General features: G+C 60.0%; 20 protein-coding genes. 8 read left to right on the top strand and 12 right to left on the bottom strand.

Translation table 11 applies throughout. From position 1 onward, the window contains the following. Window positions 1-51: 51 nt before the first annotated feature. On the top strand, window positions 52-378 hold the full coding sequence (locus tag ACR0L4_RS05570) for an SH3 domain-containing protein (RefSeq protein WP_170750201.1): 327 nt from the start codon (window positions 52-54) through the stop codon (window positions 376-378). A 9-nt stretch (window positions 379-387) separates the two neighbouring features. Here the strand turns inward: ACR0L4_RS05570 and ACR0L4_RS05565 are convergent, their stop codons facing one another. Beyond that, window positions 388-1,875, bottom strand: a complete 1,488-nt coding sequence (locus ACR0L4_RS05565; protein WP_480511249.1) for an ABC transporter substrate-binding protein — start codon at window positions 1,873-1,875, stop codon at window positions 388-390. A 171-nt stretch (window positions 1,876-2,046) separates the two neighbouring features. Between ACR0L4_RS05565 and panB the strand changes: the two genes are divergently transcribed. The 3 genes from panB (at window position 2,047) to glpK (ending at window position 5,284) form a co-directional block, all read left to right on the top strand. After that, the gene (gene panB, locus ACR0L4_RS05560; RefSeq protein WP_170750203.1) at window positions 2,047-2,886 is read left to right on the top strand and encodes a 3-methyl-2-oxobutanoate hydroxymethyltransferase; all 840 of its coding nucleotides are present in this window, start codon (window positions 2,047-2,049) and stop codon (window positions 2,884-2,886) included. Continuing rightward, window positions 2,883-3,734, top strand: coding sequence for a pantoate--beta-alanine ligase (gene panC / locus ACR0L4_RS05555; RefSeq protein ID WP_480511247.1), 852 nt, complete (start codon window positions 2,883-2,885; stop codon window positions 3,732-3,734). The genes panB and panC overlap by 4 nt, the downstream gene beginning before the upstream one ends. Window positions 3,735-3,805: 71 nt before the next feature. Further along, entirely contained in the window at window positions 3,806-5,284 is a 1,479-nt protein-coding gene (gene glpK / locus ACR0L4_RS05550) for a glycerol kinase GlpK (RefSeq protein ID WP_480511245.1), read from the top strand. A 13-nt stretch (window positions 5,285-5,297) separates the two neighbouring features. On the opposite strand, the gene smpB is transcribed toward glpK, so the two are convergent. The 10 genes from smpB to ACR0L4_RS05500 all read right to left on the bottom strand — a co-directional run bounded on the left by smpB (window position 5,298) and on the right by ACR0L4_RS05500 (window position 13,498). Further along, complete coding sequence (smpB, locus tag ACR0L4_RS05545) at window positions 5,298-5,774, bottom strand: SsrA-binding protein SmpB (RefSeq protein WP_480511243.1); 477 nt, start codon at window positions 5,772-5,774, stop codon at window positions 5,298-5,300. Between the two features lie 47 nt (window positions 5,775-5,821). Next, on the bottom strand, window positions 5,822-6,364 hold the full coding sequence (gene idi, locus ACR0L4_RS05540) for an isopentenyl-diphosphate Delta-isomerase (protein WP_480511241.1): 543 nt from the start codon (window positions 6,362-6,364) through the stop codon (window positions 5,822-5,824). A 200-nt stretch (window positions 6,365-6,564) separates the two neighbouring features. Next, entirely contained in the window at window positions 6,565-6,978 is a 414-nt protein-coding gene (locus tag ACR0L4_RS05535) for a cytochrome c family protein (protein WP_170750208.1), read from the bottom strand. 113 nt (window positions 6,979-7,091) lie between these two features. Beyond that, the gene (locus ACR0L4_RS05530; protein WP_480511792.1) at window positions 7,092-8,105 is read right to left on the bottom strand and encodes a P1 family peptidase; all 1,014 of its coding nucleotides are present in this window, start codon (window positions 8,103-8,105) and stop codon (window positions 7,092-7,094) included. Between the two features lie 82 nt (window positions 8,106-8,187). Then, window positions 8,188-8,934 carry an SDR family oxidoreductase gene (locus tag ACR0L4_RS05525; protein ID WP_480511239.1) on the bottom strand — a complete coding sequence of 249 codons (747 nt, stop codon included), beginning with the start codon at window positions 8,932-8,934 and terminating at the stop codon, window positions 8,188-8,190. A 57-nt stretch (window positions 8,935-8,991) separates the two neighbouring features. Next, the gene (gene arfB / locus ACR0L4_RS05520) at window positions 8,992-9,411 is read right to left on the bottom strand and encodes an alternative ribosome rescue aminoacyl-tRNA hydrolase ArfB (protein ID WP_480511237.1); all 420 of its coding nucleotides are present in this window, start codon (window positions 9,409-9,411) and stop codon (window positions 8,992-8,994) included. A 263-nt stretch (window positions 9,412-9,674) separates the two neighbouring features. Next, window positions 9,675-10,322, bottom strand: a complete 648-nt coding sequence (locus ACR0L4_RS05515; RefSeq protein WP_170750211.1) for a queuosine precursor transporter — start codon at window positions 10,320-10,322, stop codon at window positions 9,675-9,677. Window positions 10,323-10,413: 91 nt separating this feature from the next. Beyond that, window positions 10,414-11,298: an esterase-like activity of phytase family protein gene (locus tag ACR0L4_RS05510; RefSeq protein WP_480511235.1), complete on the bottom strand. Its 885-nt coding sequence runs from the start codon at window positions 11,296-11,298 to the stop codon at window positions 10,414-10,416. Further along, window positions 11,271-12,134: a penicillin-insensitive murein endopeptidase gene (gene mepA, locus ACR0L4_RS05505; protein ID WP_480511233.1), complete on the bottom strand. Its 864-nt coding sequence runs from the start codon at window positions 12,132-12,134 to the stop codon at window positions 11,271-11,273. The genes ACR0L4_RS05510 and mepA overlap by 28 nt, the downstream gene beginning before the upstream one ends. Further along, window positions 12,131-13,498, bottom strand: a complete 1,368-nt coding sequence (locus ACR0L4_RS05500; RefSeq protein ID WP_480511231.1) for an MFS transporter — start codon at window positions 13,496-13,498, stop codon at window positions 12,131-12,133. The genes mepA and ACR0L4_RS05500 overlap by 4 nt, the downstream gene beginning before the upstream one ends. Before the next feature lie 129 nt (window positions 13,499-13,627). Between ACR0L4_RS05500 and ACR0L4_RS05495 the strand changes: the two genes are divergently transcribed. From ACR0L4_RS05495 to yaaA, 3 genes are all read left to right on the top strand, one after another. Continuing rightward, window positions 13,628-13,915: a YggT family protein gene (locus ACR0L4_RS05495; RefSeq protein WP_170750215.1), complete on the top strand. Its 288-nt coding sequence runs from the start codon at window positions 13,628-13,630 to the stop codon at window positions 13,913-13,915. 77 nt (window positions 13,916-13,992) lie between these two features. Next, entirely contained in the window at window positions 13,993-16,032 is a 2,040-nt protein-coding gene (gene recQ, locus ACR0L4_RS05490; RefSeq protein ID WP_480511228.1) for a DNA helicase RecQ, read from the top strand. 33 nt (window positions 16,033-16,065) lie between these two features. Continuing rightward, window positions 16,066-16,836 carry a peroxide stress protein YaaA gene (gene yaaA, locus ACR0L4_RS05485; RefSeq protein ID WP_480511226.1) on the top strand — a complete coding sequence of 257 codons (771 nt, stop codon included), beginning with the start codon at window positions 16,066-16,068 and terminating at the stop codon, window positions 16,834-16,836. Between the two features lie 108 nt (window positions 16,837-16,944). Here the strand turns inward: yaaA and ACR0L4_RS05480 are convergent, their stop codons facing one another. Further along, window positions 16,945-19,131 (bottom strand): response regulator, encoded by a 2,187-nt coding sequence (locus ACR0L4_RS05480; RefSeq protein WP_480511224.1) that lies wholly within the window; start codon window positions 19,129-19,131, stop codon window positions 16,945-16,947. A gap of 116 nt (window positions 19,132-19,247) precedes the next feature. On the opposite strand from ACR0L4_RS05480, the gene ACR0L4_RS05475 reads away from it, so the two are divergent. After that, window positions 19,248-24,671 carry an alpha-2-macroglobulin family protein gene (locus tag ACR0L4_RS05475; protein WP_480511222.1) on the top strand — a complete coding sequence of 1,808 codons (5,424 nt, stop codon included), beginning with the start codon at window positions 19,248-19,250 and terminating at the stop codon, window positions 24,669-24,671. Window positions 24,672-24,685 lie beyond the last annotated feature (14 nt).

Genomic DNA, 24,685 nt, shown 5'->3' with positions numbered 1-24,685 from the left:
AAAACCAGCGCGGACCTTATCCTGACATCATTGTTTGAAAGGAAATTGGCGATGAGAATACCTATACTTGCGGCTCTGTTTTTGACCGCAGCGGGCACGGCACCCGCTCAACAACTGGATGTGGATTTCGTGATCCCCGAAGACGGGCAAGCCGCCGGATGCGCCGCCAGCATTGTCTCGGGCCTGGATCCGAATGGCGACGGTTTTTTGTCTGTGCGCACCGGTCCGGGTTCGGATTTCTTCAAGATCGACCAACTGCGCAACGGCGACACGGTCCGTACCTGCGCGCAGCAGGGAAAATGGATCGGGGTCTACTATGGCGAGCCCCGTCGCAAGGGTTGGGTTCACGGCAATTGGTTGATTGACGGGGCCGGATAGCCCCATCCCTTACTCAGACCAGCTGATCCCCGTCAGATCTATCGCTGCCGTCGGCGCATTCTGCCACAGCCCCTGAACGCCTGCTTTCGCCACGCCGAGCTTGGCCAACTGGAACAGGTAGCCGTTGACATAGTCGCTTGAAATCAACCTCTGTGCCTCACCCATCAGACGGGTGCGTTCATCCGGGTCGGTTGTAGTGTTCAGCAGATCCATCAGCGCCTGAAAATCCGTACTTTCATACTGGAAATAATAGTCGGGCCGGGCATAGATGCCGATATCCATCGGCTCGGTATGGCTGACGATGGTCAGGCCGAAATCCTTGCCCTTGAACACTGATTCCAGCCATTGCGCCCATTCGACATTGATGATCTCGGCGGTGATGCCGACCTCGGCCAGCTGCGCGGCGACAATCTCTCCGCCGCGACGAGCGTAGGACGGGGGCGGCAGGTGCAGAGTGGTCTCGAACCCGTCCGCAAATCCGGCTTCGGCCAGCAGCGCCCTTGCCTTTTCGGGGTCATGGGCGGATTGGCCGGTCAGATCGACATAGGCCGGGTGATGCGGCGCAAAATGGGTGCCGATAGGGGTGCCGTAGCCGAACATCGCCCCGTCGATGATGGCCTGACGGTCGATCGCATGGGCCAGAGCCTGCCGAACGCGGATATCGTCAAACGGAGCTTGTTTGTTGTTGGTGGACAGGATCGTTTCACCCTCGGTCGAGCCCACCAGAACCTGAAACCGCGGATCGGCCTCGAACTGAGGCAGGTTCTCGGGCGCGGGGAAATTGTCGAACACATCCACATCCTCGGCCATCATGGCGGCAAAAGCGGCGGTTGGATCCGAGATGAACTTGAATGTAGCCGTCTCTAACGCAGGCTGTTCGCCCCAATAGTCGGGATTGCGGTTCAGCGTGATGCTGTCGCCCTGCACCCAGTCTCCGAAGGTGAAAGCCCCTGTGCCGACCGGGTTGGTCTTGATGTCATCAATACTTTCGGACGCAACGACCACGGCATCGCCCCAGGCCATGTTGAACAGGAAGTTACCGTTCGGCTCGGACAGGGTGACCTTGACGGTCAGCGGATCCACAGCCTCGACGCTTTCGATGCCGGCAAACAGGGCTTTTTGCGCGTTTGCACTGTCTTCGGCTGTGGCGCGGTCAAGGCTGAACTTTACATCCTCGGCATCCATCGTACTGCCGTCGTGGAATGTTACGCCGTCGCGCAGCGTGAACGTGTAGACGGTGCCGTCATCCGAGATTTCCCAGCTTTCCGCCAGCCCCGGCACGACCGAACCGTCGCCCATGAACCGGGTCAGACCTTCGAAGATATTGGAGTACACCACCGAATCGATTGCTTGCGCAGCAGCACTGGTCGGGTCCAGATGCGGCGGCTCCAACTGCATCGCGATTGTGATGTCGGATTTTGCCAGCGCTTGCGTCGCCAACAGTCCGGCGCTTAGCGCCAGCGCGGAGCCAAAGGTTCGAAACACCTGCTTTGCCATGAAAAACTCTCCCTGTTGAATTCGACGCACCCGCGTTCAGGCGGGCTTTTCTGCGCCCAATGTCTCCATAAACCTTGGGTCATTCAAGGAAATGTTCGCGCAACCGGGGTTTCGCGGTCCTAGTGCGATCTGCTATGCCGCGCTGCAACATGAATCCCGCGAGGAGCGAGCATGAGTGCAACCGCCCGAAAGAAAGCCCCGAATGCCCAGGATATTCGCGCCCGCAAAGGGGGCGAACCGCTGGTCAGCCTGACGGCGTACACGACGCCGATGGCTCGGCTTATGGATGCCCATTGCGACTTTGTGTTGGTGGGCGACAGCGTCGGGATGGTGCTGCACGGGCTGGACTCGACCCTTGGCGTCACCATGGACATGATGATCCTGCATGGACAGGCCGTTGCGCGCGGGCTGGATTCCGCGATGCTGGTCATTGACATGCCCTTTGGCAGCTATGAGCATTCGCCAGCCGAGGCCTTTCGCAACGCGGCACGCCTGATGGCGGAAACAGGCGCGGGTGCGGTCAAGCTGGAAGGCGGGGTCGAGATGGCCGAAACCATCCGTTTTCTTGTCAAACGCGGCATTCCGGTGATGGCCCATATCGGTCTGACGCCGCAATCGATCAACACGCTGGGCGGCTACAAGGTTCAAGGCCGCGACGAACAGGCCGAGGCCGTGGTGGCCGACGCCACCGCCGTGGCCCAAGCGGGCGCGTTTTCGGTCGTTTTAGAGAAGGTTCCGCAGGGTTTGGCCGACCGCATCACGGCTGAGATCGCGATCCCGACCATCGGAATCGGAGCGTCAGCAGGATGTGACGGGCAGATTCTGGTCGTCGACGACATGGTGGGCTTTTTCACCGCGTTCAAACCGAAATTCGTCAAACGCTATGCCGAGCTTGGCCCGCAAGCCGAGGCGGCGATCGCCGAATACGCTGCCGAAGTGCGCGCGCGTGCCTTCCCGACGGACGAGCATGTGTTTGCGGATCAGGCCCCTGCCAAAGGGTCCAAGTCATGACCGCACCCATCCTGCGCCGCCTCTCCGATCTGCGCGCGCTGACCACCGGGTGGCGTCGCAAGGGTGAAACCATCGGCGTTGTTCCCACCATGGGCGCGTTGCACAAGGGGCACCTGTCCCTGGTCGAGGCCGCAAAGGCAGGCGCAGACCGGGTGATCGTTACTATTTTTGTGAATCCCAAACAGTTCAACAGCCCTGAAGATCTGGCCAACTACCCGCGCACAGAGAACGATGACGCGGAAAAGCTGCTGCCCTTTGGCGTTGACGCGATCTATGTGCCCGAGCCCGAGGAAATCTACCCTGCGGGCTTTTCAACCACTGTTACCGTCGCAGGGCTGACCGATGTGATGGAGGGGCCCTTCCGTCCCGGTCACTTTGATGGCGTCGCCACAGTGGTCGCCAAACTGTTCCTGCAAACGCAGGCGGACAGGGCCTATTTTGGCGAAAAAGACTATCAGCAACTGCTTGTTGTTCGCCGCATGGCCCGCGACCTGGACATCCCTGTTGAGGTGGTCGGCTGCCCCACAGTCCGCGAACCCTCGGGTCTGGCTCTGTCTTCGCGCAACCTGTTGCTGTCACCCAAGGGCTTGGAAATCGCAGCCCAAAAGAACAGGCTTATGCGCGCAATGGCCAAGGAACTGGCCGCAGGCGCACCGGTTGACCCGCTTGCACAACAGGTCAAAGACGACCTGATCACCGCAGGGTTCACCAAGGTCGAGTATATCGACCTGCGCTGCGCCGACACGCTTGAGGCCCTGACCCACGCGTCGCGCCCAGCCCGCCTGTTCGTCACCGCCTGGGCCGATGGCGTTCGCCTGATTGACAATATCGCTGTTCCGGCGGCCTGATTTCTGCTCTGGCCCCGACGCGAGTGTTTGCGCTAAAGTCGCGCAAAACCATACGGGGGAGGGGCGCAGGAATGACCTTTATTCTGGCAATCGATCAGGGCACGACATCGTCGCGCGCAATATTGTTTGACGCACAGATGGAGCGTGTGGGCACCGCCCAGCACGAGTTTCCCCAGCATTTCCCACAGGAAGGCTGGGTTGAGCATGACGTCGAGGATATCTGGGACAGCGTTCTCACCGTTTGCCGCGAGGTTATGGAAACCTGCGATGTCTCTGCCAATCAAATTGCCGGGATCGGCATCACCAACCAGCGTGAAACAACGGTTGTCTGGGACAAAACCACTGGTCAGGCGATTCACAATGCCATCGTCTGGCAGGACCGGCGCACCGCCGATATCTGCGCCCGCTACAAACAGGCCGGGTGCGAGGATGATGTGACCCTGCAAACCGGTTTGCTGCTGGACCCTTATTTCTCGGGCACCAAGGTTAAATGGTTGCTGGACACTGTTCCCGGTGCACGCGACCGGGCCGAGGCCGGAGAGCTGTTGTTCGGTACCATCGACAGTTTCCTGATCTGGCGTCTGACTGAAGGGCGCAGCCATGTGACCGACGCCACCAATGCCGCCCGAACCCTGTTGTTTGACATTCACAAAGGCGAGTGGAGCACCGAAATCTGCGATCTGCTGGATGTTCCTGTATCGATGCTGCCCAAGGTGCATGATTGTGCCTCGGATTTCGGAAACACCTCTCTTCTGGGAGGTGATATTCCGATCCTGGGCGTTGCAGGCGACCAACAAGCCGCCACCATCGGGCAGGCCTGTTTCCAGCCGGGTATGATGAAATCCACCTATGGCACGGGCTGTTTCGCGCTGCTGAACACCGGAGACAAACCGGTCGCGTCGAAAAACCGCCTGCTGACAACAATTGCCTATCAGCTGGATGGAAAACGGACCTATGCGCTGGAAGGATCGATCTTTGTGGCGGGGGCAGCCGTGCAATGGCTGCGGGATGCGTTGCAGATCATTGAGTCGGCCCCCGAAAGTGGAGAGCTGGCACAACAAGCCGACCCGAACCAGCATGTGGTGCTGGTACCCGCCTTTACCGGCCTCGGCGCGCCATACTGGAAGCCGGACTGCAGGGGCGCGGTGTTTGGCCTGACGCGCAATTCCGGCCGTGCCGAGTTCGCCAAGGCCACGTTGGAAAGCATCGCCTACCAGACCCGCGATCTATGGCACGCAATGCAAGGTGACTGGGGCGCGGATACCGATGTCACGCTGCGCGTCGATGGCGGGGCCAGCGCGTCTGACTGGGCGATGCAGGGCCTGTCCGACTATCTGGGGGCCGAGGTTGACCGACCGGTGATGCAAGAGACCACCGCCCTGGGTGCGGCCTGGCTGGCCGGGATGCGCGCCGGGATTTACCCCGACCAACAGGGATTCTCGGAAACCTGGGCACTGGATCGCCGGTTCGAACCGGACTTGTCGGCGGAAGACCGTGACGCCGCCTATGACCGGTGGAAACGCGCCGTTTCCGCAGCCATGGCGTTTTGAGCCCCGTCGGGGATCAGCCGTGATCCTTCATCAGCCGCTGCTTTTGGCGTGACCAGTCACGCTTGGCCTGAGTCTCACGCTTGTCGTGCAGTTTCTTACCCTTGGCGATGCCGATCTTCAGCTTTGCCCGACCCTTGTGATTGAAGTACAGAACCAGCGGCACCAGCGTCATGCCCTTGCGTTGGGTCGCATTCCACAGGTTTGACAATTCCTTGCGCGACACCAGCAGCTTGCGGCGGCGGCGTTCCTCATGCTTGAACACCTTGGCCTGTTCGTAGGGCGCAACGTAGCTGTTGACCAGCCACAGTTCTCCGTCATCGACCGAGGCGTAGCTTTCGGCAATGTTCGCCCCACCCGCGCGCAGGGATTTGACCTCGGACCCTTCCAGCACGATGCCGCACTCGATATCCTCTTCGATCGCGTAGTCGAAGCGCGCACGCCGGTTTTCGGCAATGACTTTGTAATTCGGGTCTGTCTTCTGCTTGGCCATAACGCGTTGATTTAGGCGGCTTGGGCGGGCCTTGCAAGCCGTAGCCGTCAGGTCTTGGCCGAGATGATCAGATCAGGGCCGAAAATCGTATCCGCATGGTTGGTCAGGTAGATCTTGAGCCAGGGCGTGAAACGTTGTGGATGACGACGTACTTCGGCCAACAGATCGTGATAGTCGATCCAGCGGATATCCATCACTTCGTCCGGGTTGGGTTCGATCTGCAACGGGCCGCGCACATGCGCCAGAAAGACATCAACCACCTCATGTTCAACCATGCTGTTGCCGACATCAGCGTGGTATTCCAGCCTGTGGCGGTACTCTGGGTAAAGCCCTGCTATCCCCAATTCTTCCCGCAGACGACGCACGGCACAGGCCGAAGCGCTTTCGTTCCAGTCGGGATGGGTGCAGCAGGTATTCGCCCACAGGCCGGGTGTGTGATACTTCCCCATGGCCCGGCGTTGAAGCAGGATCTCTGTTCCTCGCACAACAAAGACAGAGACCGCCTTGTGCTTGAGGCCTTTTTCATGCGCCTCCAGCTTGTCAACGGGGGTCAACTCGCCATCAACCCAGGCCGGGATCATGATTCCCATCTGTCGTCTCCTGCTGCCGATCCGCCAAACCAGCGGAAATCTAGGAATATACTACCGCCGGATCGGCTTGGCGGTGCGGTGCTTTGGCCTTCCGGAGCAGCATCGCATCCAGTCACAGTGGCAATGATCTTTCTGGTTATCAATCGCACGAAAGGCCGCAGGGGCTGCGGCCTTTCGTCGTGACGTACGGTTACATTCGCTTACTCGGTTGAGACGCTGACAATGTATGCATAGACGTCTTCGGCACCGGATTTCAGCTTAAAGGTCATCTTGGACTTTGCCGCGGTGTCATCCAGATACTCTTTCAGGAACGCTTTTGGATCCTGCGAATAGGTCACAAAGGTTTCTTCGTCCCAGACCAGACCGTTTTCGCCGGCAGCGACGATGCTATCGCCGTATTTGAACCCTTCATAGGTGCCTGCGGTGCGACCCGCGATACCAAAAAGGTTGGGTCCGGTCTTGCCGCCTTTCACGATCACTTCGCCGTTTGGATCAGCGATCAGATGGCAGGACTTGCATTTGTTGAAAGCTTTCTTACCGGCCTCTGCGTCGCCTTCTGCATAGGCTGGCAGCGCCAACAGGCCGACGATTGCGGTAGCGAGGATGCGATTCATGTTATTAGCTCCGATACTTTATGGCTCGCCCGAATGGACCGCCGGACCAGCGCAGAGTCAACGCGCGGATTGCCGCGCGTGGGGTCATGTCGCAGCGGCAAAAGCAGACTGCGTCAGGTCTGCCGGTTCAGGTGAGTCCAGCAGGGCAACAGATCATTGGCCTGGGGCGTGGCCAGATAGATAGCACGCGCGATCGCCCGGGACAGGCACAGTGCGGCCGCATGGCCCAGCAGTCCAAGCTCGGCGTCGGCAGCCATGGGTTTGACCCCTGTACTGACACCAAAGACCAGATCACCGTCGCCCGGGGTATGCGCTGGCAGAATCGCGCGGGCAATCCCGTCATGGGCCGCAACGGCCAGCCGCTGGCATTGCGGTTTTGTCAGGGCCGCATCGGTTGCGACAATGGCGATCGTGGTATTGGATTTTTCCGGATCGGCGCGCATGGCCTGCGCCTTGCGGCTGATAGAAGGACGACCCAGACCAGAGGCGGGATCAGGCCCTAAACCGGCAAATTCGTCCCCGATTTCAAAAGGCGCAGCCCAGAAATGCCGATCACCAGGCGTTGTAACACTGCCCAGTGGATTGGCGGCGACCAAAGCGCCAACAGTGACTCCATGATCCAGAACCAGCGAGGCGGACCCCAATCCGCCCTTGTGCATCGCGGCCAAAGCGCCAGTCCCTGCCCCAGCCGTGCCCAGTGCAAAGTCTTCGCTGGCCGTTTCAAACGCGTGGCGTCCCAAAGCGCGATAGGGGTTTTCCTCCCAGGTCTTGTTTCCCCCGTTCAGAAGGTCGAACAGGATTGCACCCGGCACGATAGGGACCACGGTGTCACCAACCGGAAAGCCCCGGCCCAGCGCACGCAGCGCGTCGGAAACACCCGAACACGCGTCCAACCCAAAGGCCGATCCTCCTGACAAGGTGATGGCATCGACCCGCGCAACCGATTTGTCCGGCGCCAGCAGATCGGTTTCCCGTGTACCCGGCGCGCCACCCATCACATGGACCGAGGCCACAAATGCGGAATCGCCTGTAAGGACAGTTGTGCCGGATTTCAGCACGTCATCCTGCGCATTTCCCACTTTCAGGCCAGAGACGTCAGTGATCAGGTTTTTGGGTCCGGGCGTCATGTTGGCCTCGGAAAATGTGCGCAAAGCGCGCGGGCGCGCGCTGCCTTCGGCGGGGATATTTTTGGCCAGATGAAGAAGCGGATCAGATGCATCGGCCTCCATCCACTTCGAGGGCTGCTCCGGTGATCATGCTGGCCTCGTCCGAGCACAGAAATAGGGCCGCGTTAGCCATATCCTGGGGGGTCGAGAAGCGGCCCAGCGGAATGGTCGACAGAAATTTGGCGCGTATTTCGGGGGTGTCTTCGCCCATGAAGGATTTCAGCAGAGGCGTTTCCCCAGCCACGGGGCAGATCGCGTTGACGCGAACGCCCGTCGGGGCCAGTTCCACCGCCATCGTTTTGGTTGCGGTGATCATCCAGCCTTTGGAGGCGTTATACCAGTTCAGGTTTGGTCGCGGAGAGAGGCCTGCAGTGGACGCGACGTTCAGAATGGCCCCGGTCTTGCGCGCCTTCATAGCCGGTACAAATGCCCGGGCGGTCAAGTAGACGGATTTCATGTTCACGTTGAAAACGCGGTCGAAATCATCTTCCGAGACATCTTCCAACGGGGTGGGCAAGTGGGTCACGCCCGCGTTGTTGACCAGAATGTCAAGAGTGCCGAACTGATCATGGGCGGACTCGGCCATGGTTTGAACAGAAGCCCGGTCAGACACGTCGACCTGTTGCGCAATGGTCTGCCCGTCAAGAGAATTGGCCATATGTCGCGCAGCATCGCCATTGATGTCCGCAATCATCACGCGCGCGCCTTCTGCCGCGAATGTCTGCGCTATACCGGCACCGAACCCGGATGCACCGCCGGTCACGATTGCGGTTTTTCCCTCCAGCCTCATGGCGTTACCCTCCTGCCCTTTCCCGGCAGACTATCAACGCCCCGGCAAGATGCCAGATCAATCTTCTGAGACCTTGCCGCGCAGCGCCTTTACATCCCCGCGCGCCTTTTTTGCCGCCAACCGACGCTTGACCGATCCATAGGTCGGTTTTGTCGCAACCCGCCGTTTCGGTTTGACCAGAGCGCGCGCAATCAGCTCGGCCAGGCGGGTGCGCGCGATGTCTCGGTTGCGGGCCTGGCTGCGCGTCTCTTCACATTGAATGATGATCGCCCCGTCCTTGGTCCAGCGCCGCCCGGCCAGCCGTTTCAATCGGTTCTTCACCGGGTCCGGCAGGGAGGGAGAGCGCGCGGCTTCGAACCGCAGCTCAACGGCGGTCGAGACTTTGTTGACGTTCTGCCCGCCAGGCCCGGACGAGCGCACAAAGCTTTCGGTCAGTTCCCAGTCCTGAAGGGCGATTTCGTCGGTGATGCGCAACATGGGGCGGACTTTACAGGGCGTTGCGGAAAACAAAAAGGGCCGCCCCGGTGGGACGGCCCTTCGAAAGTTCAGGAGGTCGGGTCGGTTAGATCAATCGACCAGCCGGAGCGCGCGCTCCGCCAAGGGCTGCCCTAGCAGGCTTTCCCCCCGGTTGTTCCGACACCTCTCTCCAATCTCTTTCTTGACACTGGATCACCTCCTTTTCTATCTGTTGCGGTTAGTTTTGAGCCTGACACAAGATGCGCCATTCTCAAAGCACTTTTTTATGCAGGCTGTGCGGCAGTTAGACGGGCGACGATCACCTTGAAGGGGATCAGGGCGATCAGGGCCAGTGACAGCTTCACCAACCAGTCCGCAAAGGCCAGCGTGACCCATAGCGGAGCCATCGGGCCGGACAGCATGAACGGCACAGGCTCCCATGCCCAGTTGATTGCTGCGTCAGCGTTGGCACCGAAGAATGTGACCGAGGCCGAGAAGGCCAGCGTAAAGAAGATCGCGGTGTCTAGCGCCGATCCGACCAGAGTCGAAACCAGCGGCGCTCGCCACCAGCGGCCACCACGCATGGCGTTGAACACAGTGACATCGGTCAGCTGCGCGATCAGGAAGGCGGTGCCCGAGGCAACTGCGATCCGTAGCGGAACGGCGGCATATTCGAAGCCGTCGCCCTGCAGCATGATCTGGCTACCGATCAGCGAGCAGATGATACCGGTGACAAAGCCGGCGAATACGACCTTGCGGGCCGGACCCACGCCGTAGACGCGGTTCATGATGTCCGTGACCAGAAAGGCCAGCGGATAGGTGAAGGCACCCCAGGTTAACAGCCCATCAAAGATGAGGAACTGGACCAGAATGTTTGAGGCCACGACAATGGCGGCCATGGCTATGATGCCGGGAATATAAGAGCGTTGCATTTTCAGATGCCCGTTTTGACAAGGTAGCGGCGACTTGGCCAAGGGTTCATCCCAAGGCAAGCTGGGCGTTTAGACCTTTGCCAGCGGCCTGTCAATCGGGCAGCAGATATTCGACCAGTTCGGTTCGTTGAAGGGCCAGAAAGTTGTCGTCCGAGATCATGGTGGCGCGCAGACGGTTCTGATCATCGCGCCAGACCGACAACCCTTCAAGATTGTCATGCGTGCCGCTACCGGTTTCGAACAGGATTTCCTCATCCTCAGGTACATCTTCGTTCACGCTCCATCGTCGCAACCGCGATCGAAACCCGATCACGGACACATCGCGTTCCAGAACGTACAGCCTGTCATCGGGTCCGAAATCCGCAGCGACGGGCGAAAAGTCCCCGCGGGGGGGCAAAACAAAGGGCAAAGACCAATTGCTGCCATCCCATCGATAGACAGGAATGTCCCCGCGAAGGGTACGGCTTTCCTCGGTCATTGTGTAAAGCCGCCCCTGCTTGTCGATTGCTAGCGCCTCGAACGATCCATTGTGCGCCAGCGACTGAAAGTTTCTGGGCCGAGGAAGAACCTCTGCCGGAGTTCCGGGAGCAGGGTAGTAGGCCAGACGATGAACACCTTCGAACGAAATGAAGAACCCGCCATCCGGCGCTAAGGCGATGCCTTCGGAATCCCCGGTGTAACCCGGCAACCTGCGCCCTTTGCTGGATAGAACAGACCAGTGCCCCAATATTTCGATCCCTGTGATCTGCTTGGAATCGCGCTCCATGCTGGCGGTCACAACTGTGGCCCGATCGCTGAGGACCATCATGCTTTGTCCGCTATCTGAAACATGGAGTGCGGAAAACCCGCCAAACCAATCGGCTGCCTCGTGCCAGACATAGCTGCCCACAAAGGTTGAGGTTTTTTCCTCGACCGCACCGGTTGGCCCTGCCAACAGGACGGCTGCGATCAGTTGGACGACAAAACAGCTGCGCATTGTTGGGGCAAATCCGCCAGAACATACTCACGACGTTTCTTCGGGGCCGGGGCATTCGGGTCCGGTGGTGGCGGGTTGAGGATGTTGTTCACCCATTCCTGTGCTTGCGCACATCCATCACCCTTGGGCGGCTGGTCCTGATTGACGCATCCTTTCGATCCCCGCGGGCATTTCAGACGCACATGAAAGTGGTAGTGATGCCCCCACCACGGCCTGATCTTGCGCAGATAAGCGCGGTTGCCAGTCTCATCCTTGCACATCTGCACCTTTGCACCGGGAAACACAAAAATCCGCGCGACGCGCTTGTCTTTTGCGGCCTCGCGAAGAACCGCATGGTGCTGTTTGGTCCAGTTGCCGTTTACAAAAGCGCCATTCGAACGGCGCAGGGAAATCGATGAGAGATTCTCACGGGCTTTGCGGCTGAGGCGCATATTGTCGCCTGGCAGCATCCAGATATCGATATCCAGACCCAATTGGTGCGAGCGATGACCAGAGGTCATCGGCCCACCCCTCGGTTGGCTGATATCCCCTACATACAGGCCGTTCCAACCCGGTTGCCTGGCCGCAAACCTGCTGAGATCCTGCACATAGTCTATCGCATCCGGATGCCCCCAGTTGCGGTTTCGCGACAATCGCATCGCCTGCCATGTCGGCCCGGTTTCCGGCAACTGCACGGACCCGGCCGCGCATCCGCGCGAATAACTGCCGAAAGCGGCGGGTTTTTGTTGTGAACTGACCCTCTGCGTCCCGAACAATTGCTTTGCAAGCGGTTCTGCGGCGGCAGTGTTTGCCAGGAAAAGTGCGGTCAGTATTGTCAAAAAACGTTGTAATATCATCTGCTCTGATCCCCTTCCGGTCTGACCCAGCGCATCAGGAATAGGCCCAGAATAAACAACAGGATGATCGGTGACACCCCCAGACGCGCGCTGCCGGTGACTGTTGTTGCAATTCCGATCAAAAGCGGCGCAGCAAAGGCCGTCGCGCGCCCCGACAGTCCATACAAGCCAAAGCTCTCGACCGGAGCGGCGGGATCGGTATGGCGTACCATCAAAGATCGGCTGGCCGATTGCAGGATCCCACCCATACCCCCGATCAACACGCCGCACCCAAAGAAGACCAGATCTGGCAGTCCGGACCCTTCGGGCAGCGAAATCCCATAGATCTGCGTCCGATCCATCGACACCACGGTGAGGCATACAAAGATGAGAATCCAGATTGACACCAGAATAACCGGTTTAGGGCCATATTTCTTGTCCAGCTTACCACCGATCCAGGCAAAAACTGCCGAGGCCAGAACGCTGACAATCCCGAAGACACCGATCTTGATCAGGTCCCATTCCAGCACAAGCCGCGCATAGACACCGCCGAAACTGTACAACCCGTTCAACCCGTCCCTGTAGAACATCGACGAACCCAGATAAGTTGCCAAGGAAATCCTATGGCGCAGGTCAGAAACTGATTTGCGCAGCAGGCGCAGTGCCTCGCCCAGACTACCGGTTTTATTGCTGTCCGGTTCGTCTCGAACCCACAGGAAGTAAGGGACCATGAACAGAATGAACCACCCGGCGGTAAAGGGGCCGACAAAGCGAGTACCCTCCTGGTTGGCCGCATCCAGCCCCAATATCGGGGCCATTCCGATCAGTGTCTTGCCGTTGGGCTGTTCCACAAACAACAACAGCATGATCGCCAGCGAGATCAAACCGCCAAAATAGCCAAACGCAAAGCCCGAGCCTGAAATCTCGCCCACTTCATTGTCGTCACCCAACTCAGGCAACTGAGAGTTGATGAAGATCAGCGCATATTCCGCGCCCACGAAACCAAGCCCAAAAGCCGACAGCATCAGCCACATGTTCGAGCCATCGGGCATCGCGTACCACAACGCGGCAGATCCCACCGCATACATGACCGAAAAGCCAAATATCCACGGAATGCGGCGCCCCGACACATCCGCCATCGCCCCCAGCAAAGGCGCACCGAAAGCGATGATCAGCCCGGTGATCGTCAGGCAATTTGCCCAGACTGTCTGGGCTTGCGCGGCGGCGGCTTCTGCATCCAGCCCGGTGTTCGAATAAAATCCGGCAGCGACACCTGCGAAATAGGGACCAAAGACAAAGGTCACCAGCAAGGTGTGATAGGGCTGACTGGCCCAGTCGAAGAACCACCAGCCCCAAATGCGCTTGCGCTTGGAAATCTCTGCCATCTCTGCCCCTGTTCTTCTTTGCTTTCATAAGACGGGGCTTTGACCCATTTCGCAAGCTTTCAATTGGCGCAGACTTGCTCTTTGCGGCAGGGGCGCTTAGGTCTCAGTCCGACAAAGAACGGAGTGCCCATGCTGTCGCTGATCCAAATCCTGCTGCTGATCCTGGACATTGTCTGGTTCATCATTCTTGCCCATGTGATCATGAGCTGGCTGATCAACTTTCAGGTGCTCAACCTGCATCAACAACTGGTCGCGCAAATCTGGTACGGTCTGAATCGGATTTTAGAGCCTATCTATGGTCCAATCCGACGCTTCCTGCCGAATATGGGCGGGCTCGATCTGACCCCATTGGTGGTGTTGATCGCCGTCTATGCGCTGCGGATCATCCTGATCAACAATATGGTCTATTTCGTCTGACCTCTTGTTCACCGAATCTTAGTATGTGATGGTCCTGTTTTAAGAGCAGATAAACCATAAAACAGGGCCATCCCCGCATGTTCGACTCCGCGCCATTGCTGCGAGATGTCTTTGGATTCGACGCCTTCCGCCCCGGTCAGGAAGAGATCGTCGATGCCGTCACGCTGGGCGAAAACGTGCTGGCCATCATGCCCACGGGCGGCGGTAAATCCCTGTGTTTCCAACTGCCTGCCCTGCTGCGCGACGGGGTCACGGTGGTGATCTCACCGCTGATTGCCCTGATGCGCGATCAGGTGCGCGGATTGCAAGAGGCCGGGGTTGAGGCCGGCGCGCTGACCTCCGGCAATACCCCCGAAGAAACCGATGCCGTGTGGGAGGCGCTGGAGGCCGGGCGGCTCAAGCTGCTGTACATGGCCCCCGAACGTCTGGCCGCCGGGTCGGCCCTGGGCATGCTGCGACGGATCAATGTCAGCCTGATCGCCGTGGATGAGGCCCATTGCGTCAGCCAATGGGGCCATGATTTCCGCCCCGACTACCTGCGGATCGGAGAGCTGCGGCGCGCGCTGAACGTGCCCCTGGCCGCCTTCACCGCCACGGCGGATGCGGAAACCCAGGACGAGATCGTCGAAAAGCTGTTTGACGGCGCGGCCCCGCGCAAGTTCCTGCGCGGGTTTGACCGGCCCAATATCCACCTGGCCTTTGCTGCCAAGGACGGGCCGCGCAAACAGATCCTCGACTTTGCCGGGGCGCGAAAGGGTCAATCCGGCATCGTCTATTGCGGCACCCGTAACAAGACTGAGGTTCTGGCACAGGCCCTGCGCGCCGAAGGCCACTCTGCCTGTCACTATCACGGCGGCATGGATCCCGAAGACCGCCGCATTGTCGAGACCCGCTTTGCCCGCGAGGACGGGCTGATCGTGGTGGCCACGGTGGCCTTTGGCATGGGCATCGACAAACCCGACATCCGCTGGGTCGCCCATGCGGATCTGCCCAAATCGATCGAGGCCTATTATCAGGAAATCGGCCGCGCGGGCCGCGATGGCGGTCCCGCCGAAACCTTGACGCTGTTTGGCCACGACGACATACGCCTGCGCCGGTCACAGATCGACGAAGGCCTGGCCCCTGCTGAGCGGCGCATGGCTGACCATGCCCGGCTGAATGCCTTGTTGGGTCTGGCCGAGGCGTTGCACTGTCGCCGCCAGACCCTGCTGGGCTATTTCGGCGAACAGATCGAACCCTGCGGCAAATGCGATCTGTGTGACAGCCCGCCCGAGGTGTTCGATGGCACAACCCCGGTCCGCATGGCCCTGTCGGCAATCCTGCGCACCGAAGAATGGTTCGGCGCGGGCCATCTGATCGACATCCTGCTGGGCAATGAGACCGACAAAATCCGCGCCCGCCGTCATGACACGTTGTCCACCTGGGGCATTGGCAAAGACTGGTCGCGCCCGCAATGGCAGGCCATCTTCCGACAGATGATGGGCCACGATCTGGTTCGTCCCGATCCTGACCGCCACGGCGCCCTGCGCATGACCGAGGCCGCCAAGCCGATCCTGAAAGGCGAAGCGCAGATCAACCTGCGCAAAGACACGATCCGCAAGGCGACTCGCCGTCCTGCCGTCAAAGAGATGGTGTCGGAAGAAGACGCACCGCTGCTCAGCGCGCTCAAGGCCAAACGCCGTGCGCTGGCCGAATCCGCGCGGGTTCCGGCCTATGTCATTTTCCCCGACCGCACCCTGATCGAAATGGCCGAGACGCGCCCGATGACACTGGACGACATGGCCCGGATCGGCGGCGTCGGAGCCAAGAAACTGGAACGCTATGGCGATACCTTTCTTGAGGTCATCGCGGGCGAAGTTGCAACCGTTCACCCTGCGCGCCGTAAACTGGCTGGCCGCGATCAGGGTGAGATTTATGACCGTTTGCTCGAAGTGCAGTCTCAATTGTCGCGCGGCCCGGAGGGGATCGACAAACCATTGACCTGTTCCGCCTCGCAATTGGCCAAGGTCGCGCAGTTGCGCGCTGAGGATGCGCGCGGGATTGAAAAGGTGTTGGGCGACCGCCGTCACGAACGGTTTGGCGCGGCCTTTCTGGACGTGCTGCAGGATGCGGACTAGATACCCTGCAACAGGCAAGTAAAGAGGGCGGATATGCTGGTAGTCATTTCCCCGGCCAAGCGGCTGGACTGGGCAGAACGGGACATCGCGGTCACACAGCCCGATTTTCAGGATGACGCGATCCGTCTGTCCAAAACGGCCCGAAATCTAACCCTGGGCGATTTGAAGAAGCTGATGGATCTCAGCGATGATCTGGCGCGTCTGAACCGCGACCGCTATCGCGACTTTGCCAACACACCCGAGCCCGAGGATACACGCCCCGCCGCTCTGGCTTTTGCCGGGGACACGTATCAGGGTCTTGAAGCCGCCTCGCTGGATGCGGATGAATTGGCATGGGCGCAGGACCACCTTCGCATTCTATCGGGTCTTTATGGTGTTTTGCGTCCGCTGGATGCGATCCAGCCCTATCGGCTGGAGATGGGGAGCAAGCTGAAAACCCGACGCGGGAAAAACCTGTATGAGTATTGGCGTGACCAGTTGAGCAAATCTCTAAACGCGCAGGCCAACGAGGTCGGAAGCGACGTACTGGTGAACTGCGCCAGCCAGGAGTATTTTGGTGCCGTTGATCTGAAGGCGCTGAATCTGCGCGTGATCACGCCGGTCTTCATGGAAGACAAGGCTGGCACCCCGAAAATCGTGAGTTTCATTGCCAAAAAAGCACGCGGTGCGATGGCGCGGTACATCATTCAACGCCGCCTCACCGACCCCAAAGGGATGACGGACTTCGACAGTGGAGGCTATGCATATCGCCCGGACCTTTCAAGTGACGACAAGCCGGTGTTCGTGCGCCCCTATCAGGTTTGACGTGTAGAAACAGGGGCGAACCAGTCGCCCCCGCCGGGATGCCTACGATCCGCCTAAGAAACAGGAAACCAGCGTGCGACCGGGGCGCATGGGCGCCAAGTTCCTTCGTCAGTCACGCCCCTGTTCAACCGGCTGGGCACCGTCCGGGCGATGATCCAAAATCATTTGGTGGATCAGTTTCTTATGCAGCGGTTTGGTCAGGTAGTGATCAAGCCCTGCCGACAAAATGCCCTGATCGTCCCCAGCCATTGCGTGCGCTGTCAACGCCACGATAGGGACATGACGCCCGGTTTCAATCTCGCGGCGTCGGATTTCTGCCGTGGCCTGTTTGCCGTCCATTTTCGGCATGGAGATATCCATGAAAATCAGGTCCGGGGCAAACTCTTGATGGGCTTCGACCACCTCGATCCCATTGTTTGCAAACTGCAGGTCGATGTTCAGGTCTTTGACCATCTTTTTCAAAATCAATTGGTTGGTGCGATTGTCCTCAGCCGCCAGAACGCGCATAAGCCGCTCGCCTTCGGTGACAGGACCGGGATCGGGGGCGGTGGGCGCAGGTTTCAACGCAACACCGTCCAACCCGGTCAATCGGCTGTACAGTTCTGACCGGGGGATCGGCTTCTGCAGGACACCCTCGATCAGGTGCCGTGCCGGGTTGGTATGAATGACGCCGGGATTGGCGGACATGATCACCACCGGCAGGTCCGACCAGCCGCGATCCTTGGCGGTTGTTGCCAAATCCAAACCATCCATGTCGGGCAGGTCGTGGTCACAAAGGATCAAGTCAATCGAAGCGTCAAGCTTTGTCAGGGCCTCGCCCCCTGAGGTGCAAACAGTCACTTCTGCCCCAAGACGCCCGAGTTGTTTGGCAAGGATCGCCCGGTTAACCGCCAAACCCGCGACCACCATCACATGCTTCAGTCGTCCGTGCAGATCAGGCGGTACAGGCTGTGGACCCTCGGCGGTGGGCAAGGACATCCGGAAACCGAAACAAGAGCCCTGCCCCACCTCGCTTTCGACCCAGACGGTGCCGCCCATCATTGTGATCAGGCGTTTGGTGATCGCAAGACCCAAACCGGTGCCTTCGAATTGGCGGTTGCGCTCGTCCTCGACCTGATTGAATTCACCAAAGATGTGCCCGATCTTGTCCGCTTCGATGCCAATCCCGGTATCCTCGATTGCAATATGAACATCGCAATCCTGCGTATCTGGATGCGGGACACCGGTGACCCGGATCAGCACGTGCCCGTCGCTGGTGAACTTGACGGCATTGCCCACCAGATTGGTCAGAATCTGCCGGACCCGGCCCGGATCACCGACAAAGAGTGTTGGCAGGAACAGGTCGTAATCCACCAGCAGCGTCAGGCCCTTGTCCCGAACCCCCGGCTGCAACAGCATCGCCACTTCGAGGATACAACGTTCAAGATCAAATTTTTCTGGGTGGAGTATCAGCTTGTCGGCTTCGATTTTTGAATAGTCCAGCACGTCATTGATAATGACCAGCAACGCCTCACCCGAATTGTGGATCGTATTCACATACAGCCGCTGCTCTTCGTCCATCGGTGTTTCGGACAGCAATTCGGTCATGCCGACAATGCCATTCATTGGCGTGCGGATTTCGTGGCTCATATTCGCCAGAAAGGCCGATTTGGCGCGGTTTGCCGCCTCGGCGCGGTCGCGTGCGGCCTGTAACTCGGCTTCATGCCGGACCGAGGCAGTGATGTTCAGCGCCAGGCTGACCACATCGCCACTGTTGCCGCGTTGATCGATCAGGCGGATATACTGGCCATTCCACAGTTGGATCACCTCGGGTCGGGGGTTGGTTTGCGCCCATCGGTTCTGCATCCGGGTGCACCAGTCTGCTGCTGCCTCATGACCGATATCCACGATCCCTTCAGTCGTGAGCAATTCCAGAATGCGCGTGTAGGAAATGCCCGGTGCAACCTCGTCCAATCCCTCAAACACGCTCAGATAAGCCGTGTTGGCGCTGATCAACCGGCTGTCACCATCGAAAAAGGCGAATCCATCCTGAATGGTCTGGATCGAATGCCACAGACGCCGCTCGGCCACCTCGATTTTGGCATTGGCAACGGTGAGATCGGATTTAACCTTTTCATTCTCACCGCGGACCGTCTCAACCTCGGCCTGCGTTTCGCCAATGCGTTTGGTCAGGGCCATGGCATGACGGCCCAACTTGCGGTTGGCCGAGGACAGCTCGGCCTGTTTCAATTCCAGCATCCGCTCGGCCGCCAGACGCGCGCGTCTTTCCTGTGCCAGTTTCTGTGCGAGACTCATTGTTATTGATCCTGGTGCGTTCCACGCTCAGCATCCGTCCAACCGGTGAAAAAGTGTTTAAGCCGTTGCGTGACCAGCAGGCCGCGTGCGAGGCTGACGGGGAATAGGAGGTCGTCATGCGCCGCTTTGTATTTATTTCAAGTGCTTACATCATTTCATGCCTGATCCTGCCGATGGCATCGCTTGCCCAGACCGTGATGCCCGAGTTTCGTTACATCACCACGCGGGATGCGGATTTTTACGGCTCTGATCTGGACGCGCTGTTCGACACGGATTTGGCGTCCTGCATACGGGCCTGCTCGGCCAATCAACGCTGCACCGCCTTTACCTACAACACCCGGTCGAATGCCTGTTTCCCCAAAAGCGGCGTGAACCGGCAAGAGCCGTATCAGGGGGCTTTGTCGGCCCAGAAAGTACCGACCCCTGAACAGACTCTGACACTGGGGAAAACACGCGCCAAGGCGCTGGATTTCCTAGGTTCGAAAGACCTTGCCCGTGCGGCACAGCAGGCACAGGAGCTTGGGTTTCTTCACAATGCCGGCGGCAGGGATCTGCAAGCCCTGCTGGACGCTGCGCGGACCGCAGATGACAACCGTCTGTCGATGCTGTGGACTGGGGCAGCGATCTCGCTGAGTGATGCACCGGACCTATGGATCGACTACGCCCGGCTGTTGCTGATCGCCAAACCCGGCGCAACCGGAAGCCGGAATGAGCAACGCCAACGTGCCGTCAGCGCTGCGATCAACGGGTATCTCCGGGCCGAGGCGCCGGGCACTCAGATTGCCGCCTTGATGACGATGGCCGACGCGCTGGAGGCGGTGGATCGCGGACGGGACATGGTCTGGGCCTTGCGGCTGGCCGAAAAGGTGCAACCGCGGGCGGACGTGCTGGCCGCTTTGGACGATGCGATCAATAAATATGGCTTCCGTGTCATCGACAGCACGGTTGAAAGCAATGCTGCCACGCCGCGTATCTGTGTCGAATTCTCGGAACCGCTGATCAAGGCCGGGGTCGACTATGATCCCTATGTACAGCGCAGTGATCAGGGGCTGGTGATCCAACCGGATGGCAAATCCCTTTGCGTCGATGGTGTTGCCCACGGTCAACGCTATCGCCTTGCCCTGCGCGAGGGGCTTCCAGCCGCGTCCGGGGAGGTTCTGAACAGAACGGTTGAATTGACACACTATGTGCGTGATCGCGCGCCATCAGTCCGGTTTCCGGGGCGTAGCTATGTTCTGCCCAAAGCCGCAGATGCCGCTTTGCCCGTTGAAACGGTCAACACTCCGACACTGAACCTGACCCTGAGGCGCGTCAGTGACCGCAGTTTGATCCGCGCCCTCCAGCAGGATTTCTTTGGCCGCCCGCTCAGCGAGTGGCAGGAACGGCAGTTTTCCGACGAAATCGCCGAGGATGTCTGGACCGGAACTGCCGAGGTTACGAACCAGTTGAACCAGACCATGACCGCCCGCCTGCCTATGGCCGAGGCGATAGCCGATCAACCCGCCGGTATCTACGCGCTCACGGCGCGCTTACCGGGGGCTGATCCTTATGATGATCCCGGCGCGACCCAATGGTTTGTGCTGACCAATCTGGGGATCAGCACTGCCCTTGGCACAGATGGGCTGCATGTCACTGTGCGCGGTCTGGACGATGCCCTGCCGCATGAGGCGATCGATGTCTCGCTGATCTCAAACACAAACGCGGTAATCGCCAAAGGTCAGACGGATGCCAGCGGCTATGTCCGGTTTGAACCCGGTCTGACACGCGGCAAGGGGAGCAGTGCGCCCGCTCTGGTCATGGTGTCCGACGGGGATACCGATTTCAGCATTCTGTCCCTCTCCGATCCGGCCTTTGACCTGTCGGACCGCGGGGTCGAGGGGCGCGCGCCTGCCGGACCTGTGGACGTGTTCCTGACCACCGACCGGGGGGCCTATCGCGCTGGTGAGGTGATACACGTCACTGCCCTGTCGCGTGACAGCACAGCACAGGCAATCGACGGTCTGCCGCTGACCGCCGTTCTTTCGCGCCCGGATGGGGTCGAATACCGACGCGCTGTTTCGGATGGTGAGGTCGCGGGGGGATATGTCTTTGCCCTGCCTGTCGCGGCAGATGTGCCGCGCGGGACGTGGAAGATCGAGGTCAAGTCCGATCCCAAGGGTGACGCGCTGGCCCGCCAGACCGTTCTGGTCGAAGATTTCCTGCCGGAACGCATCGACTTTGACCTGTCGCTGCCGGACGCGCCCTTGCGCCCGGGCGACACGCCGCCCTTGCAGATCGACGCGCGGTATCTGTTTGGTTCTCCGGGCGCGGACCTGAGCATCGATGGTCAGGTCATCGCCCGCCCCGCTGACACAGTTCCCGGCTATCAAAGCTATCGCTTTGGCCGCTACGACGCCAGACCTTCGACCCGCAGCACCTATTTCGGCGATGCCCGGACCGATCTGGCCGGGCAAGCCACGATTCCCGTCGAAATCCCCGTGTTAGAGACTGATGGCGCACCGGTCGAGGCTGTGGTCATCGCCCGCCTCGCCGATGGCTCGGGCCGCCCGGTCGAACGCCGCCTGACCGCCCCTGTACAGTCGGCGCAGGCGATGATCGGGATACGTCCGCTGTTTGAAGATGTTCTGCAAGAGGGCACCGAGGCCGCCTTTCAGATTGTCGGCCTGTCACCCGACCTGACACCAGAGCCCATGCGCCTGCGTTGGACGCTGAACAAGGTGGAAACGCGCTATCAGTGGTATCAGCTCTATGGCAATTGGAATTGGGAACCCACCACACGCCGCACGCGCATCGCTACGGGTGAGATTGAAACGACGACAGACCCGCTGGACCTGACGCAACCTGTCGATTGGGGTCAGTATGAGCTGGTCGTCCAGCGCCTTGATGGCCCCTATGCCGAAACGGCGGTCGAATTCTCCGCCGGATGGTATCAGGCGGCGGATGCCTCGGTTTCGCCTGACCGGCTCGAGATGTCGCTAGACCGCGACAGCTATCGCTCGGGCGAGACCGCGCAATTGCGGATTGTCTCGCGTATGGCCGGGATGGCTCAGATCGAGGTTTTGTCAAACCGGCTGATCCACCGCCAGATGGTCCAGGTGCCCGAAGGGGACTCCGTGATCCCAATCGAAGTGACCGAGAACTGGGGCGCCGGTGCCTATGTCACCGCAACCGTGATCCGGCCGATGGATGTCGCCGCAGGCCAGAACCCTGCGCGGGCCATGGGCGTGGCCCATGCAACCGTCGAACCTGTGGGCCGCACGCTGGACGTGACGATAGATGTCCCCGAGGTGACTTCGCCTCGGCAAACGCAAAAAGCCCTTATTAGGGTCGAAAATGCCCGCGGCGATGACCCGGTCTGGTTGACGCTCGCGGCGGTGGATGTGGGCATCCTCAACCTGACAGGGTTCCAGAGCCCGAACCCGCAAAGATATTACTTTGGTCAACGTCGCCTGGGTGTCGATCTGCGCGACGTCTATGGTCGACTGATTGATGGCATGAACGGCGCGATGGGAACGGTCCGCTCTGGCGGCGACAGTTCGGGGATGCGGCGGCAATCCCCACCGCCCACGCAGGACCTGATGGCTGTGTTCAGCGGGCCGGTGCAAGTTGATGAAACCGGAGAGGTCGAGATCGACATCCCCCTGCCTGCCTTCAACGGCACCGTGCGGTTGATGGCGGTGGCCTGGTCGAATTCAGCCGTGGGTCAGGCCGAAGCCGAGATGATCGTCCGCGATCCGGTCGTCGTCACCGCCAGCCTGCCCCGCTTTCTGGCCCCCGGCGATCAAGGCCGGATGGTGCTGGAGATCGTGCATGCGGATGGACCTTCGGGCGAGATGGCACTGGGGCTGACAACCTCTTCGGGGCTGGAACTGGGCAATGCCCCCGGTAAGTTTGTACTGGAAGATGGTGGCAAGGCGGTGTTCGAAATCCCGATCCGCGCCCTTGCGATCGGCGACCCGGAAATCAGCGTTGCAATCACGACACCAGATGGCCGCGACCTGTCGCAGGCCCTGCGGATGCCGATCCGTGCAAATGATCCTGTTGTGGCTCAAACACGGCGGTTTTCGCTGGGTGAAGGCGATAGCTTCCTGTTCACGCAGGATGTTTTTGACGGCTTCCAGCCCGGCTCGGCCAAGGCCATTCTCTCTGCCGGAGCCTTGGCGAAGTTCGACACGCCGGGTCTGCTGGACCAGCTGGATCGCTATCCCTATGGCTGCACCGAGCAGATCACCAGCAAGGCGCTGCCTCTGCTTTATCTGTCATCCGTCGCACAGGCCACGGGGCTGGGGGACGGACCACTGGTGGATCAGCGCATCAGTGATGCGATCCGCAGCATCCTGACCCGGCAAGCGTCGAACGGCGCATTCGGCCTGTGGCGTGCGAACAGCGGGGATTTCTGGCTGGATGCCTATGTCACCGACTTTCTGTCACGTGCCCGCGCACAAGGGCATGCGGTGCCTGACCGTGCCTTTGCGCAGGCTATGGACAACCTGCGCAACCGGATCAACTATGCGCCCGATTTCGACGCTGGTGGACAGGACATCGCCTATGCCCTGATGGTTCTGGCGCGTGAAGGGGCGGCCTCGATGGGCGACCTGCGATACTACGCGGATGCCAAGGGCGACGCGTTCGACACCCCGCTGGCCGCCGCTCAACTCGGTGCGGCTCTGGCCTCTTACGGAGATCAGACCCGCGCCGACGCCATGTTCACCCGTGCCGCCCGAATGCTGGAACAGCACCCCCCACAACAGGACTATCGCTGGCGTACGGATTACGGCACCACACTGCGCGATGCTGCCGGTCTGCTGACGCTGGCCGTAGATGCTGGCAGTCAGGCCGTGGACCGCAACGCACTGATCCAGCGCGTCAGCGCCGGGCGGCGGTATATGTCCACTCAGGAAGCCTCATGGTCGCTGCTGGCAGCTCACGCGTTGGTTTCGGACCCGTCCGGTTCCGGGTTGATGGTGAACGGCGCGCCCGTCTCTGGACCTTTCGTTCACGTGCTTGAGACCGGGTTTGGGGATTCGTTGAACATCACCGCCACGGGCGCCACCCCAACCGACATCACCCTGACCGTGACAGGCATTCCCGAGACGCCACCCGAGGCCGGCGGCACCGGCTATGCGATCGAACGGGTCTATTATTCAATGGACGGTGAGCCGCTTGATCCATCCACTTTCATCACTGGCGACCGGTTCGTGACGGTTCTGACGGTCACGCCTTTTGAAGACGGCGGTGCGCGGCTGATGGTGGACGACCCTCTGGCGGCGGGGATCGAGATTGACAACCCAAGCCTGTTGCGCTCGGGGGATGTGCGTGCGCTGGATTGGCTGGACCTGTCCGAGGCGAGGCATACCGAGTTCCGCTCGGACCGATTTCTGGCCGCTGTTGATCTGTCCGGGCGAGAGACCGTGACGCTGGCCTATGTGGCGCGCGCGGTCACACCGGGTACGTTCCACCACCCTGCCGCCTCGGTCGAGGATATGTATCGCCCGCAAAACCGGGCGCGGACTGACACCGGGCGAGTTGAGGTCCGGTGATCGGAGGTACGGCA

This window comes from Ruegeria sp. AB5 (genome assembly GCF_056542645.1).
This window is presented reverse-complemented; position numbering and strand designations above follow the sequence as displayed.